Source organism: unidentified bacterial endosymbiont, assembly GCF_918797525.1.
Classification (GTDB): Bacteria; Pseudomonadota; Gammaproteobacteria; order Enterobacterales; family Enterobacteriaceae; genus Enterobacter.
Genome location: NZ_OU963893.1, coordinates 2,828,101 through 2,847,499, shown reverse-complemented (window position 1 = coordinate 2,847,499; position 19,399 = coordinate 2,828,101). Strand labels below are relative to the sequence as shown.

The 19,399-nt window shown below is 54.3% G+C and carries 15 protein-coding genes; 8 read left to right on the top strand and 7 right to left on the bottom strand.

Annotated features, from left to right (window positions below):
* Positions 1–2: 2 nt before the first annotated feature.
* Positions 3–533 carry a disulfide bond formation protein DsbB gene (gene dsbB, locus NL510_RS13580; protein ID WP_253377593.1) on the bottom strand — a complete coding sequence of 177 codons (531 nt, stop codon included), beginning with the start codon at positions 531–533 and terminating at the stop codon, positions 3–5.
* A 143-nt stretch (positions 534–676) separates the two neighbouring features.
* A complete protein-coding gene (gene nhaB / locus NL510_RS13575; RefSeq protein ID WP_253377591.1) occupies positions 677–2,215 on the bottom strand; it encodes a Na(+)/H(+) antiporter NhaB in 1,539 nt (512 codons plus the stop codon).
* Positions 2,216–2,413: 198 nt separating this feature from the next.
* Here nhaB and fadR point away from each other — a divergent pair, with 198 nt between their 5' ends.
* A complete protein-coding gene (gene fadR, locus NL510_RS13570; protein ID WP_253377589.1) occupies positions 2,414–3,133 on the top strand; it encodes a fatty acid metabolism transcriptional regulator FadR in 720 nt (239 codons plus the stop codon).
* Between the two features lie 72 nt (positions 3,134–3,205).
* Here the strand turns inward: fadR and NL510_RS13565 are convergent, their stop codons facing one another.
* Positions 3,206–4,738 carry a SpoVR family protein gene (locus NL510_RS13565; RefSeq protein WP_253377587.1) on the bottom strand — a complete coding sequence of 511 codons (1,533 nt, stop codon included), beginning with the start codon at positions 4,736–4,738 and terminating at the stop codon, positions 3,206–3,208.
* Between the two features lie 320 nt (positions 4,739–5,058).
* Between NL510_RS13565 and NL510_RS13560 the strand changes: the two genes are divergently transcribed.
* Positions 5,059–6,357 carry a D-amino acid dehydrogenase gene (locus NL510_RS13560; protein WP_253377585.1) on the top strand — a complete coding sequence of 433 codons (1,299 nt, stop codon included), beginning with the start codon at positions 5,059–5,061 and terminating at the stop codon, positions 6,355–6,357.
* 9 nt (positions 6,358–6,366) lie between these two features.
* Positions 6,367–7,437 carry a catabolic alanine racemase DadX gene (gene dadX / locus NL510_RS13555; protein ID WP_253377583.1) on the top strand — a complete coding sequence of 357 codons (1,071 nt, stop codon included), beginning with the start codon at positions 6,367–6,369 and terminating at the stop codon, positions 7,435–7,437.
* A gap of 40 nt (positions 7,438–7,477) precedes the next feature.
* Here the strand turns inward: dadX and NL510_RS13550 are convergent, their stop codons facing one another.
* Positions 7,478–9,211: a potassium/proton antiporter gene (locus tag NL510_RS13550; RefSeq protein ID WP_253377581.1), complete on the bottom strand. Its 1,734-nt coding sequence runs from the start codon at positions 9,209–9,211 to the stop codon at positions 7,478–7,480.
* A gap of 96 nt (positions 9,212–9,307) precedes the next feature.
* Positions 9,308–10,222, bottom strand: coding sequence for a muramoyltetrapeptide carboxypeptidase (gene ldcA / locus NL510_RS13545; protein WP_253377579.1), 915 nt, complete (start codon positions 10,220–10,222; stop codon positions 9,308–9,310).
* A 107-nt stretch (positions 10,223–10,329) separates the two neighbouring features.
* Here ldcA and emtA point away from each other — a divergent pair, with 107 nt between their 5' ends.
* Positions 10,330–10,941: a membrane-bound lytic murein transglycosylase EmtA gene (gene emtA, locus NL510_RS13540; RefSeq protein ID WP_253377577.1), complete on the top strand. Its 612-nt coding sequence runs from the start codon at positions 10,330–10,332 to the stop codon at positions 10,939–10,941.
* Positions 10,942–10,979: 38 nt separating this feature from the next.
* On the opposite strand, the gene ycgR is transcribed toward emtA, so the two are convergent.
* Entirely contained in the window at positions 10,980–11,711 is a 732-nt protein-coding gene (gene ycgR, locus NL510_RS13535) for a flagellar brake protein YcgR (protein ID WP_253377574.1), read from the bottom strand.
* A gap of 205 nt (positions 11,712–11,916) precedes the next feature.
* Here ycgR and NL510_RS13530 point away from each other — a divergent pair, with 205 nt between their 5' ends.
* Positions 11,917–12,171 (top strand): GlsB/YeaQ/YmgE family stress response membrane protein, encoded by a 255-nt coding sequence (locus NL510_RS13530; protein ID WP_253384909.1) that lies wholly within the window; start codon positions 11,917–11,919, stop codon positions 12,169–12,171.
* 110 nt (positions 12,172–12,281) lie between these two features.
* Positions 12,282–14,384 carry a TonB-dependent siderophore receptor gene (locus tag NL510_RS13525; protein WP_253377572.1) on the top strand — a complete coding sequence of 701 codons (2,103 nt, stop codon included), beginning with the start codon at positions 12,282–12,284 and terminating at the stop codon, positions 14,382–14,384.
* A gap of 85 nt (positions 14,385–14,469) precedes the next feature.
* Here NL510_RS13525 and NL510_RS13520 read toward each other — a convergent pair whose 3' ends face one another.
* The gene (locus NL510_RS13520) at positions 14,470–16,149 is read right to left on the bottom strand and encodes an alpha,alpha-trehalase (RefSeq protein ID WP_253377570.1); all 1,680 of its coding nucleotides are present in this window, start codon (positions 16,147–16,149) and stop codon (positions 14,470–14,472) included.
* A 367-nt stretch (positions 16,150–16,516) separates the two neighbouring features.
* Here NL510_RS13520 and NL510_RS13515 point away from each other — a divergent pair, with 367 nt between their 5' ends.
* Both NL510_RS13515 and NL510_RS13510 read left to right on the top strand, forming a co-directional pair.
* A complete protein-coding gene (locus NL510_RS13515) occupies positions 16,517–17,875 on the top strand; it encodes a glycoside-pentoside-hexuronide (GPH):cation symporter (RefSeq protein ID WP_253377568.1) in 1,359 nt (452 codons plus the stop codon).
* Between the two features lie 92 nt (positions 17,876–17,967).
* Complete coding sequence (locus tag NL510_RS13510) at positions 17,968–19,347, top strand: carbohydrate porin (protein WP_253377566.1); 1,380 nt, start codon at positions 17,968–17,970, stop codon at positions 19,345–19,347.
* The last annotated feature ends 52 nt before the right edge of the window (positions 19,348–19,399 follow it).

Genomic DNA, 19,399 nt, shown 5'->3' with positions numbered 1-19,399 from the left:
TTTTATCGTCCAAACAGGTCACGTGTCTTCGGTTTGAACGGCTGAGCAATAAGTACCAGTAGCGCCACGACAAAGTAAGCCACAAAGATACCCACCAGCCACTGCGGCATTTCCAGCGTCAGGAATTCCCACTGACGCTCAGCGCAGTCACCGGAAGCCACAAACACCTGCGGCAGCCATTTATCCAGCGGCAGCCAGCTTGGGAAACGCGCGGCAAAATCACAGGTCATAAAGGGTGACGGATGCAGTTGCATCATGGTGTGCTGCCAGGAAAGCTCAATGCCTTTCCAGGCGCTGTAGAGCCAGATGGCGATAGCGACATAGCGCAGCGGTGATTTCGGGGCAATCGCGCCCACCAGGCCCGCGCCCAAAACACCGAATAATGCGCAACGTTCGTAGATACACAGCACGCACGGTTTGAGTCCCATAACGTGCTGGAACCACAGCGCGACCATTTCCAGCACAAAGGCGGTAAGGGCCATCAACAACCACGCTCCGCGTCCGCGAGAGCACTGGTTCAAAAATCTCAACATAATCATTTCCCTGGAACATGCGTAGAATGCGCAGTGTAAACGAATTCGTTTTTTGTGCCACCAGTACCTGATGAAATAAAACGTAATTGGATATTTATCACGCAAAAGGCCAGCCGGGCAGCGAACCGCCCGGGATACGTCTTCTATTGCGCCGCAAGTATACCCGCTTGTATCAACCATTGCGTATAGGGGATCAGGGTAAATTTGACGCACAACAAACCGATGATGGTCAACACCAGCGTATAGGGCAAGGCCATCCACACCATTCTCCCATAAGAAAGTCGTATGAGTGGCGCAAGGGCGGAAGTGAGCAGAAAGAGGAATGCGGCCTGTCCGTTTGGCGTCGCCACCGAGGGCAGGTTGGTGCCGGTGTTAATGGCTACCGCCAGCAGCTCAAATTGACCGGCGCTAATCGCGCCCTGCTCAAGGGCGGCTTTGGCTTCGTTGATATAGACCGTCCCGACAAACACGTTATCAGAGATTGACGAGAGCAGGCCGTTAAACAGGTAAAAAAGCGTAAGTTGCGCGTCGGCATCGGCCTGCAACACAAAGGCAATAATGGGAGAGAACAACTGCTGGTCGATTATCACCGCCACTACTGCAAAAAACACCGCCAGCAGGGCGGTAAACGGCAGGGCTTCGGTAAAAGCCTTACCTATTGCATGCTCATCCGTTACGCCGGTAAAGGTGGTCGCCAGGATAATCACCGACAGGCCGATCAACCCTACTTCTGCAAGATGAAACGCCAGCGCGGCGATGAGCCAGACGCCGATTATCCCCTGCGCCACTAAGCGCAATGTATCCTGTCGCGTGCGCTGGCGGCGGCTCTGCTGGTCATACTTCTGCAGCTCCAGGCGTACCGGCTCAGGCAGTTGCGCCCCATAGCCAAAGACGTTGAACTTCTCTACCAGCATACAGGTGGCTAACCCGCAGAAAAGCACAGGGACGCTGACCGGCGCCATGCGCAGGAAAAAGTCGATGAAATTCCAGCCAGCGGCCTTGGCGATGATCAGGTTTTGCGGCTCGCCGACCATCGTCATGACACCGCCGAGCGCAGTCCCCACGCCTGCATGCATCATCAGGCTGCGAAGGAATGCGCGGAACTGCTCCAGTACCTCCCGGTTATGGGTCTCAACCTGGCTGTCGTCCTGCAGATCCTCTTGCGCCTGTGAAGAGACCACCCGATGGTAGATCCCGTAAAAACCCACGGCGACGCTTATCACCACGGCGACAACCGTCAGGGCATCGAGGAAGGCCGAGAGGAACGCCGCCGCGAGGCAAAATGCCAGCGAGAGCACGGTCTTGGAGGGAATACTCAACAGCAGGCGGGTAAAGATAAACAGCAGCAGCTGTTTCATGAAGTAAATCCCGGCCACCATAAACATCAGCAGCAGGAGCACTTCGAGATTAGACGCCAGCTCTGCTTTTACATGTTCCGGGCTGGTCATGCCAATCGCCACGGCTTCCAGCGCCAGAAGTCCCCCGGGCAGCAGCGGATAGCATTTTAGCGCCATTGCGAGGGTAAAGATAAACTCCGCGACCAGCAGCCAGCCGGCAATAAACGGATCCATGATAAAAATGAGGGGGTTAACGACCAGGAACACCAATAATGTAAGTTTGTACCAGTCTGGTGACTGGCCTAAAAAATTGCGCCACAGCGCGCGACCAAATGAAATTTCCACAACAGACGTCCGTCCCCGTCATTCAAAGTAAAACCGTAGTATAGGAAAAAAGGACAAAGGCGAGCACTAAATCGAGGTTGAAATTTTACTAAAACTAAACGGCGATCCCTCTTTTCACGCGTTGCTGTGCTACCTGCCTCTGCACGCCTCTGGTATGATGAGTGCAAATTGCTAAAGCTGAGTAATGGAAATCTTACTATGGTCATTAAGGCGCAGAGCCCGGCGGGTTTCGCGGAAGAGTACATCATTGAAAGCATCTGGAATAATCGTTTCCCAGCGGGCTCCATTCTTCCGGCTGAACGCGAACTCTCTGAACTGATTGGCGTCACGCGTACCACCCTTCGGGAAGTGCTCCAGCGGCTGGCACGTGATGGCTGGTTGACTATTCAGCATGGCAAGCCAACAAAAGTGAATAATTTTTGGGAAACGTCAGGGCTAAACATTCTTGAAACCCTGGCTCGTCTCGATCACGAAAGCGTGCCCCAACTGATTGATAACCTGCTCTCTGTGCGCACCAATATTGCCACCATCTTTATTCGCACCGCTTTCCGCCAGCACCCGGAAGACGCGCTTGCGGTACTGGCTCGCGCGAATGCGGTAGACGATCATGCGGATGCCTTTGCAACCCTCGATTACAACGTCTTCCGTGGTCTGGCGTTCGCCTCAGGTAATCCTGTTTATGGCCTGATCCTTAACGGTATGAAAGGGCTGTACACCCGCATTGGACGTCACTACTTCGCCAACCCCGAAGCGCGCAGCCTGGCGCTGGGCTTCTACCACAAGCTGAGCGAACTGTGTTCCACGGGGCAGCATGACCAGGTATATGAAACGGTGCGCCGCTATGGCCACGATTCCGGTGAGATCTGGCATCGGATGCAGAAAACCCTGCCGGGTGATTTAGCTTTACAGACCCGCTAAAATAAAAACCTCTCGGTGGAGAGGTTTTTTTTCGCCCACTATATGGCGCCTTATCGGGCAAATGAGATTGCGCTACAGCGTATTCATCCTGGCCGGTGTTCGGTCCAGCAGTTCTACGCTACCGTCTTCATTTTGCTGTTCCAGTAATACATCAAAGCCCCACAGACGATGCACATGTTTGAGCACCTCTTTGCGCCCTTTATCCAGCGGCGCCCGGTTGTGTGGAACATAGCGTAGCGTCAGGGAACGATCACCGCGTAAATCCACATTCCATACCTGAATATTCGGTTCAAGATTGCTCAAATTATACTGGGAAGAGAGGCGAGAGCGGATCTCGCGGTATCCCTCTTCGTTATGGATCGCCGAAATTTCCAGATAGTTATTACGATCGTCATCCAGCACGGTGAAGAAACGGAAGTCACGCATGATTTTCGGCGACATAAACTGGCTGATAAAACTCTCATCCTTAAAGTCACGCATCGCAAAATGCAGCGTCTCCAGCCAGTCCGACCCGGCGATATCCGGGAACCAGTATTTGTCCTCCTCGGTCGGCGACTGGCAGATACGTTTAATGTCCTGGAACATCGCAAAGCCAAGGGCATACGGGTTAATACCGCTGTACCATTGGCTGTTGTAGGGGGGCTGGAACACCACGTTGGTGTGGCTGTGCAGGAACTCCATCATGAACCGCTCGGTGACTTTTCCTTCATCATAAAGATGGTTAAGGATGGTGTAATGCCAGAAGGTCGCCCAGCCTTCGTTCATCACCTGGGTTTGTTTTTGCGGATAAAAATACTGGCTCACCTTGCGCACGATGCGCAGGATCTCACGCTGCCAGGGCTCCAGCAGCGGGGCGTTTTTCTCCATAAAGTAGAGTAAATTTTCCTGTGGCTCAGAAGGATAGCGCCGCGCTTCGGCGACCGTCTTCTCCTCCTCGCGTTTTGGCAGCGTGCGCCACAGCATATTCACCTGGCTTTGCAGATACTCCTCCCGGCTTTTCTGCCGGGCTTTTTCCTCCTGCAGGGAGATTTTCTGTGGACGTTTATAACGGTCAACGCCGTAGTTCATCAGCGCGTGGCAGGAGTCGAGCAGTTTTTCCACTTCATCCACGCCGTAGCGCTCTTCGCAGTCGGTGATGTATTTACGGGCGAAGATCAGGTAATCGACGATTGAGCTGGCATCCGTCCAGCTACGGAACAGGTAGTTATTTTTGAAAAACGAGTTATGCCCGTAGCAGGCATGCGCCATCACCAGCGCCTGCATGGTAATGGTGTTTTCTTCCATCAGATAGGCAATGCACGGGTTGGAGTTGATAACGATCTCATACGCCAGCCCCTGCTGACCGTGCTTGTACAGCCGCTCGGTCTCAATGAATTTTTTACCAAAAGACCAGTGGGGATAGTTAATGGGCATCCCGACGCTGGAGTAGGCGTCCATCATCTGTTCGGAGGTGATGACTTCAATCTGGTGAGGATAGGTGTCAAGACGATACAGCTTTGCTACCCGGTCGATCTCGGCAAGGTAGATATCAAGCAACTCAAATGTCCAGTCGGGTCCATCGCTCAGACGTGTGCTGTCCTTAGATATGGAATCAATAGTAGCCATTAGCGCGCCCTCGTTGTGGGTGCTCTCTCTGTCTGGAGAGCCTCCTTTCAAGCATAGATCAATGAGTTAAAAAGCGTGCTGGCGCAGAAATTTTTTCTTTGCGATATCGCGTTTTTAACGCGGCAAAAAATACCTCCCTCACAGAGTTTTATGCTGGTTAAAAATATCGCGTAGCAGGAGATGCCAAATTGTCCCATTCCCTGTCTGGAGGGGAAGTTGTGAGATAAGTCACCATAAAAAAGTCATATGTTGAATAATATTTTTAACTAAGTTATCAATCTGTAATTAGATGATTGTTCTTTTGCATATATGGAGTGACTATGCGTGTTGTCATACTGGGAAGTGGCGTCGTTGGCGTGACCAGCGCCTGGTATTTGAGTCAGGCCGGGCATGAGGTAACCGTTATCGACAGAGAGCCTGGCCCGGCACTGGAAACCAGCGCGGCGAACGCGGGGCAAATCTCACCGGGCTACGCGGCGCCGTGGGCGGCTCCTGGCGTTCCTCTGAAGGCGATTAAATGGATGTTCCAGCGCCATGCGCCACTGGCCATCAGCCTTGACGGCACGCAGTTCCAGCTAAAGTGGATGTTGCAGATGCTGCGCAACTGCGACACCCGCCACTACATGGAAAATAAAGGACGCATGGTCCGTCTGGCCGAATACAGCCGCGACTGCCTGAAAGCGTTGCGCGCCGCCACCGGAATTGAGTATGAAGGCCGTCAGGGGGGCACGCTGCAGCTGTTTCGCAGCGAACAGCAGTACGAAAACGCCACGCGTGATATTGCCGTGCTGGAAGATGCAGGCGTTCCTTATCAGTTGCTGGAAGCCAGCCAGCTTGCGCAGGTAGAGCCGGCCCTGGCAGAGGTGGCGCATAAGCTGACGGGCGGCCTGCGGTTACCCAATGATGAAACCGGCGACTGTCAGCTCTTTACCCAGCGCCTGGCGCAGATGTGCGAGCAGGTGGGGGTGACGTTCCGCTTTAACACCGCCGTTGACAAATTGTTGTCTGAAGGTGAAAAAATTTACGGCGTGAAGTGCGGCGAAGACGTTATTAAAGCGGATGCCTACGTGATGGCGTTCGGTTCGTACTCCACCGCCATGCTGAAAGGTATTCTTGATATCCCGGTCTATCCGCTCAAGGGCTACTCGCTGACCCTCCCGGTGAAGGAGGCGTGCGGGGCGCCAGTATCAACCATTCTGGATGAGACGTACAAAATCGCGATCACTCGCTTTGACAACCGTATCCGCGTGGGCGGTATGGCTGAAATCGTTGGCTTTAACACTGAGCTACTGCAGCCACGCCGTGAAACGCTGGAGATGGTGGTGGGCGATCTCTTCCCGCGCGGCGGCAGCATTGAACAGGCGACGTTCTGGACCGGCCTGCGCCCAATGACCCCAGACGGCACGCCGATTGTGGGACGCACGCCATATAAAAATCTGTGGACCAACACCGGACATGGCACGCTCGGCTGGACGATGGCCTGCGGGTCGGGTCAACTGCTGAGCGACCTGCTTTCCGGGCGAACTCCAGCGATTGGGTTTGACGATTTGAGCGCTGCCCGCTATCAATCTGGGTTTCGTCCGGCGCGGCCACAGCACCTGCACGGCGCGCATCACTAAGGAGTTGTCATGTCCCGTCCTGTTCTGGCTCAGCTAAATTTGCAGGCCCTGAAGGATAATCTGCAAATTGTTCGCCGGGCCGCACCGGCTTCACGCGTGTGGTCGGTGGTAAAAGCCAATGCCTATGGTCACGGTCTCGATCGTATCTGGCGTGCGCTCAGCGCCACCGACGGTTTTGCGTTACTGAACCTGGAAGAGGCCATCCTGCTGCGTGAGCGCGGCTGGAAGGGGCCTGTGTTACTGCTGGAAGGGTTCTTCCACGCCGACGATCTTCCCCTGCTGGATAAGTTTCGTCTGACGACCAGTCTTCACAGCAACTGGCAGATTAAAGCGCTGCAGGATGCAAAGCTACTCGCCCCGCTGGACATCTACGTCAAGGTCAATAGCGGTATGAACCGGCTGGGTTTTCAGCCTGAGCGAATACACACGGTCTGGCAGCAACTGCGCGCGCTAAAAAATGTGGGCGAAATGACGCTGATGGCCCATTTTGCCGATGCCGAGCGGGCGGACGGCATCGCCGGTGCGATGGCGCGCGTCGGGCAGGCGACAGAGGGGCTGGACTGCCCGCGCTCGCTGTCGAACTCGGCGGCCACGCTCTGGCATCCCGAGGCGCATTGCCAGTGGGTGCGTCCCGGAATTGTGCTTTACGGCGCGTCGCCCTCCGGGCAGTGGCAGGACATAGCCAACAGCGGCCTCAGGCCGGTAATGAGCCTGCGCAGCGAGATTATCGGCGTGCAAACCCTGAAGGCGGGCGACACCGTAGGCTACGGGAGCCGTTATCGTGCCGCGGGCGAGCAGCGCATCGGCATTGTGGCCGGTGGCTATGCCGACGGATATCCGCGTATTGCGCCGACCGGCACCCCGGTATGGGTGGATGGCGTGCGCACGGGAACGGTTGGGACGGTGTCAATGGATATGCTGGCAGTGGACCTGACGCCATGCCCGCAGGCGGGCATTGGTTCACCGGTCGAGCTGTGGGGGAACGAAATCAAAATTGATGATGTGGCTGCTGCGGCGGGGACGGTTGGCTATGAGTTGATGTGCGCGCTGGCCCCGAGAGTGCCTGTTGTAACGGTATAACAATTATGTCACCGGGGCCTGAAAACAAGGCGTGCGGAGATTACTCCGCATCCTCTTCCATCGGCCTTACGCCCACTTTACGCACCGCGTTATCCTCTTTTTCGGCAACCGTCCAGATCATCCCGGCAAATTCCACCTGGTCGCCAACCACCGGCGCAGCGCCAAGCAGTTGCTGGATGATCTCGCCCAGCGTTTGCTGCTTATCCCGCGAAGTAAGACCGTCATCCAGACCGTATATCAGCGCCACATCGGCAAACTTTGCGCTCGCTTCCAGAATAAAATCCCCGAAGAAGCGCTGATCCAGTGCGACCGGCGGAGACTGGCTGAACAGTTTGCCGAGGGCGGGGAGGTCACGCTCGCGCCCGATGACGCACAGGATATCCCCTTCGCGCAGCCGGGTGCTGCCGGTCGGGTGCAGCAGTACGTTATCGCGGAACATTGCGGCGATCCGCGTCTCAGCAGGCATGTGCAAATCGCGCAGCGACGCGCCAACGCACCACTTATCGGCGCTGAGCTGGTAAACCAACTGCTCCCACGGATTTTCCGGGTGAATATCCAGCCCTACGCGCGAAACCGGCCTGCCAACGGGGGGAACCACCACTTTGGCTTTTTTCGCCGCCCAGCCCAGCGAGGTTCCCTGAAATAGCAGCGACACCAGCACCACGAAGAAGGCGACGTTAAAAAACAGACGGGCGTTATCCAGGCCCGCCATCATCGGGAAGACGGCAAGGATAATCGGCACCGCCCCGCGCAGACCGACCCAACTGATAAAGATGCGCTCGCGCAGATTAAACCCGCGAAACGGCAGCAGACCCGCAAACACCGACAGCGGACGCGCGAAGAAAATCATCCATGCCGACAATAATAGCGCCGGAACAGCAATCGGCAGCAGGTCGGAGGGCGTGACAAGCAGACCCAGCACCAGGAACATGCCAATTTGCGCCAGCCAGGCGAGGCCGTCGAAATTCTGCAAAATAGCGTGACGATTGCGGACTGGCCGGTTCCCCAGCCAAAAGCCGCACAAATAGACCGCCAGAATGCCGCTGCCATTCAGCGCGGTGGTCACGGCAAAAACCAGTATTCCGCCACTCAGGGCCAGCAGCGGATACAGCCCGGCGGGCAGCGAAATTCGGTTGACCATCTGCTGCAGCAAATAGCCCCCGGCCAGGCCGATGATTATCCCCAGGCCAAACTGCTGCAGGATATGCCAGGCAAACATCCAGCTCAGACCGCTTTCATGCTGCTGGATCATCTCAATGAGCGTGATGGTGAGAAACACCGCCATCGGATCATTACTGCCGGACTCAATTTCAAGCGTGGAGCCAACGCGTTCATTAAGCCCCTTACCGCCGAGCAGGGAAAAAACCGCCGCCGCGTCGGTTGAGCCGACAATCGCGCCAATCAACAATCCTTCCATAATATTGAGATGAAATAGCCACGCCGCCATCATCCCGGTCAGGCCGGAGGTGATCAGTACGCCAACGGTCGCCAGCGACAAGGCAGGCCCTAAGGCGACGCGAAATGAACTTGCCTGGGTACGCATCCCGCCATCCAGCAGGATCACCGCCAGAGCGAGGTTACTCACCATCCAGGCGAAAGGGTAGTTGTCAAAGGGGATGCCGCCGATACCATCGATGCCGGCCAGCATGCCGATGGCAAGAAAAATAACAAGAATAGGTATGCCGAGACGGGATGAAAAAGAACTCAACAAAATACTACAGGTTACAAGCACAGAACCCAAAATGAAAAGACTGATTATCGCTGCGGCATCCAATGTTGTCTTACTCCCGCCTCATGTTAACGCTGTTATTAAAACCCTAACATAATAATGTCAGAAACAGCGTGTTATTGCCGGGAGATTAGGGCTTTTTTATGCCTTTAAGACCGGATGACCGCTGATTATTAATCGGCTGCCGGTTTCATCATGGCTTAGCGCTGCCTGTGCGCCCAGGGCCAGGGTGACGGTTTGCTGTTCATGGCCGAAATCAAGCCCGGTAATGACCGGAATATCCAGCCGCGAGCGGATAAAATCAACCATAGTTTCAAGGGAATAGCCCGCATCGTAATCGTTGGGTGCCGAGCCGCTAAAACTTCCCAACACAATTGCCGACTGGCGTGAGAGGATCCCGGCGTGATAGAGCTGCAACAGCATGCGCTCGACGCGGAAGGGATGCTCATTAATATCCTCCAGCACCAGGATCCCGCCGTCAATTTGCGGCAGCCACGGCGAGCCGATAAGCGACACCAGCATCGCCAGGTTGCCGCCCCATAGCTGCCCTTCACAGCGCCAGTGCGGCCCGTCGCCTTGCCACTCCACGCTGTAGGTAGGGTGTTGCAGCGCCCGCCAGAAATGCGCCTGGGTAAAGGCGTTCAGCTCAGGCGCGCCGAAGTTACCGGCCAGCATTGGGCCGCTAAAGGTGATGACGTTATGCAGGGCGAGCAAGCCGAGCTGGATAGCCGTAAAATCACTGTGCCCGCAAATCAGCAGCGGATCCTGTTGCTGTCGTTTTGCCAGCCCCTGCCAGTCGATACTCTCCAGCAGCCGGCTGGCACCGTAGCCGCCGCGCACCGCCAGCACAATCTGATTTTCACCCTTCAGGTTTACCAGACCGTTGATATCATTTAGCCTTTGCGCTTCGCTTCCGGCAAAACGTTGCAGGCGGCGGGGGATAATTGTTTGATTTTCTACCCGGTGGCCCCCGGCGACTAAACGCTCAACGCCCCGGTGGGCGGCCTCCTGGTTGATACAGTAGCCGGAGGGCGCAATGAGATGAAACGAAGACATGGCAATTCCTTGCTGAATGAGAAACTAATTGTCTATATCATGCCGCGTATACGCTACCTGCTTCAAGAGGCGGTGTACCGCGACGATCGGCTATAAGGACAGATGACGTGAAATTGAGATGGTTTGCTTTTTTGGTAGTGGTGCTTGCTGGCTGTAGTGCAAAACAGGATTATAAAAATCCGCCCTGGCACCCGGAAGTACCGGTCAAACGGGCGATGCAGTGGATGCCGATCAGCGAACAAGCCGGTAAGGCCTGGGGCGTCAGTCCGCGTCTGGTTACGGCGATCATTGCTGTGGAATCGGGCGGAAATCCTGCGCTTGTCAGCAAATCCAATGCGGTGGGGCTGATGCAGCTTAAAGCCTCAACGGCGGGCAAAGAGGTTTATCATTATATGGGCTGGAGCGGGCAGCCGTCGACCAGTGAGCTGAAAAACCCGGAACGCAATATCTCCATGGGTACCGCTTATTTGAGCATTCTTGAGCATGGGGTGTTGAAGGGGATTGAGGATCCGGAAGTGATGCAGTACGCGCTGGTGGTCTCTTATGTTAACGGCGCCGGGGCATTACTGAGAACATTCTCGTCCGATCGTAAAAAAGCAATTGCGGAAATTAACGGCCTGGATAAAGACGAATTCTTTGATCATGTGGTGAATAATCATCCGGCACCACAGGCTCCACGTTATATCTGGAAAGTTCAGCAAGCGATGGATGCCATGTAATGCCGTTGTCGGGCGGCGGTCACGCTGCCCGTTGCGTGTTACAGCACTTTATTCGCGCGTTCACGCGCTTCTCGTTCCAGGGCAAAGATAATGCGCTGAAGTTCGCGTTCTGCGCCAGGCCCTACGTTCAGGAAGCGAAAGCTCAGGCGCGGCGTAGTGATGGTTTCGTTTTTGCTGTCCACCACTTTGCGCTCGCTGATGGCAATCAACTGTGCATCAAACCAGAACCGACCCCAGCCACCCATATCCAGTTCGATTTGCGAAAATCGCATCCCTTCCACCAGCCCCTCCGGTTTTGCACTATCCATCAGCGCGCCCATGCCGCCCAGCGACAGGTCAAAGAGACGGAAGCGGAACTCTTTTTTATCCGGCATTCTGGTTTTGCAAAAATAGGCGGGCTGGAGTGGGGCAGTAATACGGAAATATTCCCGACGCTGGACGAACCACAGGTTTGCTGGCAGTGGCATGACAAACGCGGGCAGTCCCTGATATTCGCTCAACTCTAAACGCTGCAGGGCAAACTCAACTTTAGCCCCCATGGTTTCAGCCATCACCTGGATGTTTTCCGCCCGCAGCGCGGCACGGTTTTCATACTCCTGGCTGCCAGTATCGATAATCAGGCGCTCTGCTGAGGCGTCAAGGATCTTGCTGATGAACTGACTGGCTGACCAACGGATACGCAGCGGCACCTCACCTTTTTGCAGGTCGCGTAATACCCCTAATACAGCCAGCGGATTTTGCTTCAGGAACTGCTCACTGTAATTACTCACGCCAGATGGCTCCTCGTTAAGTGACAGACTGTCTCTGCGTTATCGGCAGGCTAAAATGAAACTTAATACAAACCGGTGAGTTTTTTGCAGGATAGAGCAATTTACGTCGGTGAGCTGAAACCCATTTTACGACGTTCACCTATAATCACATTATCGACGCAGAAGGTATTCTGCGTATGCGTTAAACCTGCAGGAGGGTATGGCTATGGGTATTATCGCCTGGATTATTTTTGGTCTTATTGCTGGCGCTATCGCCAAACTTATTATGCCGGGAAATGATGGCGGCGGCTTTATTTTGACCTGTGTTCTCGGGGTGATTGGTGCGGTTGTCGGCGGATGGCTGGCGACAATGTTTGGGCTCGGAGGCAGCATCAGCGGTTTTGACCTCCACAGTTTTCTGGTCGCTGTGGTAGGGGCGATTGTGGTGCTGGTAGTGTTTCGGTTGCTCAGGCGCACCTGACAGAACAATAGCGGCTCTCTGCGGAGGGCCGTTTTTTTGTCCGTTCTATTGATTTGCTAATGCAAATGATAATAATTGTCGTTCCTGATCGGGTCTAATAAGACGACAATATGAACACCTCACGTTTTGCATTTTGCGCGTTGGCAGGAGCCGTAGCGCTGGCATTGCAGTCCCAGGCTTTTGCCGATGAAACCACTCTCATTGTTACCGGCTCAGAGCAGAATAGCGAACTGCCTGCCTGGACCAATAGCGCGACCAAAACGGCGGTAGCGGAAAGTAAAACGCCGCAGGTGATCAACACCCTTTCCGCCCAGCAAATTGCGCAGCGACATGCCCGTTCAGTGAACGAAATTCTACGCTATGTGCCTGGGGTCTCTACCGAGATAAGGGGTAACACTTCTTACATGAGCGAATATAAAATCCGCGGTTTTAGCGTTGACCAGTCGTTCTATAACGGGCTTCAGTTGCCCTATAACCTCAGCGGGAACACCAAAGCACGCATCGATCCGCTGCTTATCGAGAGTGTCGATATCCTCAAAGGACCCGCGTCGGTATTATACGGCGGAGGCTCACCGGGTGGTCTGGTGAATATTCAAAGCAAAAAGCCGCAAAAAGAGGCGAAAACCGAGCTGGGCTTTAACACCGGGACGCGCAATCTGAAAGAGGGCTATCTCGATTCGACAGGACAAATTGCCGCCAGCGACTGGAATTACCGTTTGTTAGGTAAAGCCACAGAGGGCGACGATCAGCCGCATACTACCCGCTATGAAGACTATCTGGTTGCGCCGTCCGTGACCTGGCAGCCAGATAACAAAACGCGTCTCACCCTTGATGCCCTGGCGCAAAATACGCCGAGCCTTTCCCCCTCTAACCCGTTACCGCTCACCTGGCTGCGCTCAACATACGCCGGCCGCCGCGATTATGCCGGGGATGAGTGGAGCGGCTTCAAACAGCGCCAGTGGATGGTGGGCTACCACGCTGAACACCAATTTGACAGCGGCTGGGCCGTTAACCAGAAAGCCCGCTACGTTGATATTGATACCCGTCAGCGCAGCGTCTACGCAACCGGACCGGGCACCGACGTCTATGAACTCAACCGCTTTGCCTACACCACCCAGGAAGATTTGCAGAGTTTCAACATCGACAACCAGGTGACAAAGACGGTGAGGCTGGGGGAGTGGCAGCACCATCTGCTGGCGGGCTTTGATTACCAGAAGCTGAACTCCCACTTCCATTACCGCTATGCTTCGGCCACGCCGGGCATTGATATGCGTGATCCTGATTACGCGCAAATTGATGAAAGCGCGCTGGGGCGCTATACCGCACAGAAGAACCGCCTCAGTTACCAGCAAAACGGTTACTACCTGCAGGATCAGGTTGAATTTGGCGGGCTTAACCTGTTGGGGAGCCTGCGCTATGACGATTACCGTTCCGTCACCACGGATTACCTGAAAAACGGTGATAAGGCCTGGGTATCGCAGGATCGCGTTACTCAGCGTCTGGGGGCGCTTTATGCCTTCGACAATGGTCTCTCGCCGTTTATCAGCTACTCGGAAGGTTTTGCGCCGGTATCGCCGCAGGGAACGTTAACGGCTAAAGACGTCAAGCCCACCACCAGCAAGCAGGTGGAAGGGGGCATGAAGTATCTTCTCGCAGAATACGCCACTACCTTTACCGCGTCGGTATTCAACATCCGTCAGAAAAATGTTGTCACCTCCGATCCGGGGTTCCTCAACTATCGCCAGACCGGGGAAGTGGAGTCGAAAGGGGCTGAGCTATCTGCCATCAGCCGTCCGACGGATAACCTGACCCTGATAGCCAACTATGCCTACACGCATGCCATCAACACCCAGGATGATAAGTTCAAAGGCAAACGGCCCACCCAGGTGCCGGAGAATGCCTTCAACCTGTGGGGCGACTACAGCTTCGACAGTACGCCGCTGACGGGGCTAATGCTGGGGGCAGGCGCGCGCTACACCGGTCCGATGGAGATTTCACAGCGTAATGACGCGGGTAAACTGGGGGGCACGACTCAGTACGATCTGGCAGCGTCGTACCGCGTGGGCGAGATCCTGTCCTCGCTGGCGGGGCTTACGCTTAAAGCGAGCACGCAGAATATCACTAACAAAGAGACATTAACCTGTTACGACGCCGCCAACTGCTGGATTGGGCGTGACCGCACCTGGCAACTGGGGGCGAGCTACAGCTTCTAAAAAAGCCCGGAGGCGCGAGCGCTGACCGGGCATCGATTTCGGTTTCGTTGTTGGGTAAGGGCGGACGCCACCCGGCAACACGCCCTTACTGCGTCGAACGCTTTCCAGCGGCGACGTCATCATTCGCCGCCGGCGGGTTATCCGGCACGCTGTCGCAGGGCTTCTCTTTCGCACAAACCTGATCCAGCATCTTCAGCGTAACGCCGTTACTCCAGCCGAAGCCGTCCTGAAGCGGGTACTCGCCGCCGCCGCCGGTACCGGTAGAGGAGACGTCATACTTCTCCACCAGTTTTTGTTCCCGGTCATAGGTATGTTGAACGTTTTTCAAAAAACGCCAGGTCACGTCCATCGCCACCTTGTTTTGCCCATAATTCTGTAGCCCTTCGGTGGCTACCCACTGCAGCGGCGCCCAGCCGTTTGGCGCATCCCATTGTTGTCCGCTGTTGATGGTGGTCGTTGATATCCCCCCTGGCTTGATCAGGTGTGACGAGGTCGCAGAGGCTACTTTATTGGCACGCTCCTGCGAGGCTGCCTTCACGTAGAGCGGGAAGAGGGCGGCTGCGGTGAGGGGATTACGCACCTTGTTGTTCTTAAGATCGTAATCGGCGTACCAGCCCGCTTTTTCATTCCACAGGTGGCGTTCTATCGCTTTCTGCCGTGCCGCTGCCAGCGCCTCGTATTGGTTAGCGCTGGCGGTATCGCCACTGTCCTGGCTGGCCTGGGCGAGCAATTTTTCCATCTTAAACATCAGGCTGTTGAGATCGACCGGCACGATACTGGTGGTGCGGATGGTGCCAAGCTTTTGCGGATCGTCCATCCAGCGTGAGCTGAAGTCCCAGCCTGACGCGGCAGCGGCGCGCAGGTCTCGGTAGATTTCCGTTGCGGGACGGTCAGGGTTGCTTTTGGCGGTGGTGATGTCATCAAGCCAGGATTCAGGGCGGGGAGTGTCGCGGTCGTCCCAGTAGCGGTTGAGGATAGCGCCGTCATCAAGTTTGACGACGCGCTTATTGGCCTGCCCGGGCTGCAGGGCATCGACGCCCTCCATCCAGTACGCGTACTCTTTCTCCATTTGCGGGCGATATTTCTTGAGGGCATCGCCGCCATGGGTCGCCAGCAGTTCAACCATCAACGCGAAGAACGGGGGCTGAGAACGGCTGAGATAATAGGTGCGGTTACCGTTCGGTATATGGCCCCAGGCGTCCAGCTCCCAGGCGAAGTTGTCCACCATATCGCGAATTTTGTCCCAGTGCCCGCTCTGTGCGAGCCCTAGCATGGTGAAGTAGCTGTCCCAGTAATAGACCTCGCGGAAACGGCCGCCGGGCACGACGTAGGGTTTGGGTAACGGCAGGAGCGAATCCCACTTGTCGGCCTTATCCGTCGTGCGGGTTAAAACCGGCCACAGACCGTCGATATGCTCACGCAGGCTTTGTCCCGCAGGAGGAACATACTTCTCCCCTTCGTGTGGAAGGGTAAAATTCATCTCCACAAAATGGCGCAGATCGAAACCGGACTGATGACGTTGCATGCGATAGTCGGCAAGGATCGTCAGCGGGTCGCTTTTAGGTACCGCGTCAGCAAAGGTTTTTTGATCGGCAAAAAGTTTGGCGCTCTGCACGTCATTGAAGAGGGGGCCAAGCAAAATATCAGGCGGCGCTGTCTGGCGATACGCTATCTCTTCAGCATAGCCAGGAACGGAAATCGCCAGCAGCGCTCCGCCCAGAACCAGGGGTAAAAGGCGAGGGCGCAGCTTTTGAGGTGTTATCATTGGGGCTTCTCCTTATTTCGCTGAGCAGCGATCACGCTGTTGTCAATCACTTAAAAACCTTAGTCGAATATTCCACCCGTCGCGTGTCGAACATCGCACTTTGAACAAAACCAGACAATTTACCGTCGCGCTTATTTTTGCAGGGGCGCTTTTATATATTGATGAAATAAATGAATTCATGCCTGCGCAAGAGTATTTGCGAGCCGATGCACATAATTGGACAGGCTGTTCTCGTTATTTAAATATCAGGATCACATAAAGCAAAAAACATAAGTTCTTAGCGAAAAAACATAATAGATCCTCTTGTCCCTCCCAGGTGAAATTGTCGCTACGACAGAAACCGGTTTCATAAAGAAGAGGTATTACAATGTCAGTCGCAGAAAAAATCCCCGTTAAAGAGAAAATAGGCTATAGCCTGGGAGACGCAGCAAGTCATATTGTATTTGATTCATCGGTTGCGATTCTGGCCTATTACTACACGGATATCTATGGATTACCGCCTGCGGTAATGGGAACAATGTTTCTCTTAGTCCGTTTATTAGACGCGATTACCGACCCAATCATGGGGGCGATAGCGGATGCCACCTCAACACGCTGGGGGCGGTTCCGTCCCTGGTTATTAGCGATATGCGTTCCCTTCGCGGTGAGCTGTGTGCTGGTCTATTCTATTCCTGATTTTACTGAAACCGGGAAAATCTATTATGCCGTCGGGGCTTATATTTTTATGACCCTGATGTATACCGCTATCAATATTCCGTACTGCTCTCTCGGCGCGGCATTGACTTCCGATCCGCGTGAAAATCTCTCCCTGCAGTCCTGGCGATTTGCTATTACGCCTGTTGGCGGCGCGCTGGGTACGGCGCTTATTCTGCCGCTGGCGGACTACTTCTTCCCGGGGGACCGCGCCACCGGTATTCAGGTGGCAATGGGTATCTTCGGCGTGATTGGCTGCCTGATGTTTGTTGTCTGCTTCCTGACCACCAAAGAGCGCGTGCAGCCCATCAAGGAAGAAAACCTGAACATTGCCCGAGACGTTAAAATCCTCTTTCGCAACGACCAGTGGCGCGTACTGTCAATTTACAACTTTATGATGCTGGTGGCGGTGGTGATCCGCGGAGGCGCAGTGGTCTATTACGTGAATACCGTGCTCAATAAAGGCGCCGATGTTATTTCATACTTCATGCTGGCAGGGATGGTGGCCTCTATGCTGGGCGCCGGGCTTGCCCAGCCGTTTGGCACGCGGTTTTGTAAGGTTAAACTCTCGTTTTGGATCAATATTCTTAATGCGGCATTGGGGCTGGCTTGCTTCTGGCTGCCGCTGGAGTTCTGGCTCATTCCACTGATCGCCCATGTTCTGATTCAGATAGTGCAGGGCGGTAATGGGGCAATACAGTGGTCGATGATCACCGATGCAAATAATTATGGTGAATGGAAAACCCAGCGTCGAATAACTGGAATGAATGTAGCAGCCAATATCTTCGTCATTAAATTAGGGGTTGCTGTAGGCGGAGCCATTTTAGGATGGGTATTGGCCTGGTTTAATTATCAAACCAATAGTCTGCTGCAATCTGAATCGGCCGTACAGGGCGTCATTTTTCTGTTCACGTTGATTCCCTCCCTGTTCTATTTATTTACCGCTATCTCGATTAAGTTTTATAAATTAACGGAAAACGTTATGAATGACGTGATCAGTGATTTAAACAAAGGCGAATTCGCAAGCTCTTAATAATTGAAGTAATAAATCGGCATTTCTCAGGAATTGCCGGAAAAGTGATGCGTGTGAGCCAGGAATAATGATTAATGATGAGGATGGAATCGATGAAGATGAAATATATTGCGCTGTTAGTAAGTGCGCTTTGTACTACGGGAACGCTCGCAGCAAAAAATACCCCAGGGCTGGAAGAGAAACTGGCGCAACTGGAAGCGCGCCTCGAAAGTGCGGAAAACCGCGCTACGCGAGCAGAGGCACAAATTCAGGCTTTACAGAAACAGCAGCAAACCGTGGTGGCTAAAAATCCCGTTATGGTTGAATCCGTAGAGCCGGTGACTGCCGCCGCAGCGCCGAAGCTGACGTTATCCGGCTATGGTGATATTAAGTTTTACGGCGATGTGGAATATAACATGGACGCCGCAAGTAAGACCGGAAGTCTGACCTCGGTGAAAACCTCGGCCAATAAGGACTGGGCGCCGGGAAATCATGAACGCTGGGACATTAACGGTCGCTTATTGCTGGGCTTTGACGGTTATCGGCGGATGGATAATGGCAACTTTGCGGGCTTCTCCGTGCAACCCCTGGCGGATTTAACCGGTAAAATGAACCTTGATGACGCCATATTCTTCTTTGGCACGGAAAACGACTGGAAGGTTAAAGTGGGCCGCTTTGAAGCGTACGATATGTTCCCGCTGAATCAGGATACCTTCGTGGAGTATTCCGGCAATACGGCTAACGATCTCTACAGCGATGGCTACGGCTATATCTATATGATGAAAGAGGGGCGTGGTCGTAGCGACAGCGGGGGGAACTTCCTGATGAGCAAAACGCTCGATAACTGGTATTTCGAGCTAAACACCCTGCTGGAGGATGGCAGTTCGCTGTTTGTGGACCAGCAATACCACGGTACCGATCTGGACGTAGATAAAGATGTTGCCTACGTTCGCCCGGTCATATCCTGGCAGGAGGGGGATTTTTCAACGGCGATCGCCATGGAGAGTAACCTCGTGAATAACGCCTATGGCTATCGCGATACGTCAGGCAAGTGGGTTGACCAGTCCGAGCGTACTGGTTATGGCTTTACCATGACCTGGAACGGGCAAAAGATCGATCCGGAAGATGGCGTTGTCGCCAACCTCAATACCGCGTATCTGGATGCCAGCGATGAGAAAGATTTCACCGCCGGGGTCAATGCGTTGTGGCATAATCTCGAATTGGGTTATATCTACGCTCACAACCAGATTGATAATTTCAATACCGCCAATTTCGATGCTGACTGCGAGAGTGACTGCTGGATAAACGATCCGGGAGATTATGATATCCATACCATCCATGCGTCATATCTGTTCCCGAACGTGATGAAGATGAAGAACTTCAATGTTTATCTCGGAGGCTATACGTCCTGGGTTGAAGCGCATCCTACTGACGGTAAAAAGCGAAACGATGATCGTTACGGCGGCCGCGTGCGCTTCAAGTATTATTTCTGATGCAACAGGCCAGCCAGACCGCGTCCTGGGTCTGGCTGGCATCGTTCAGTGA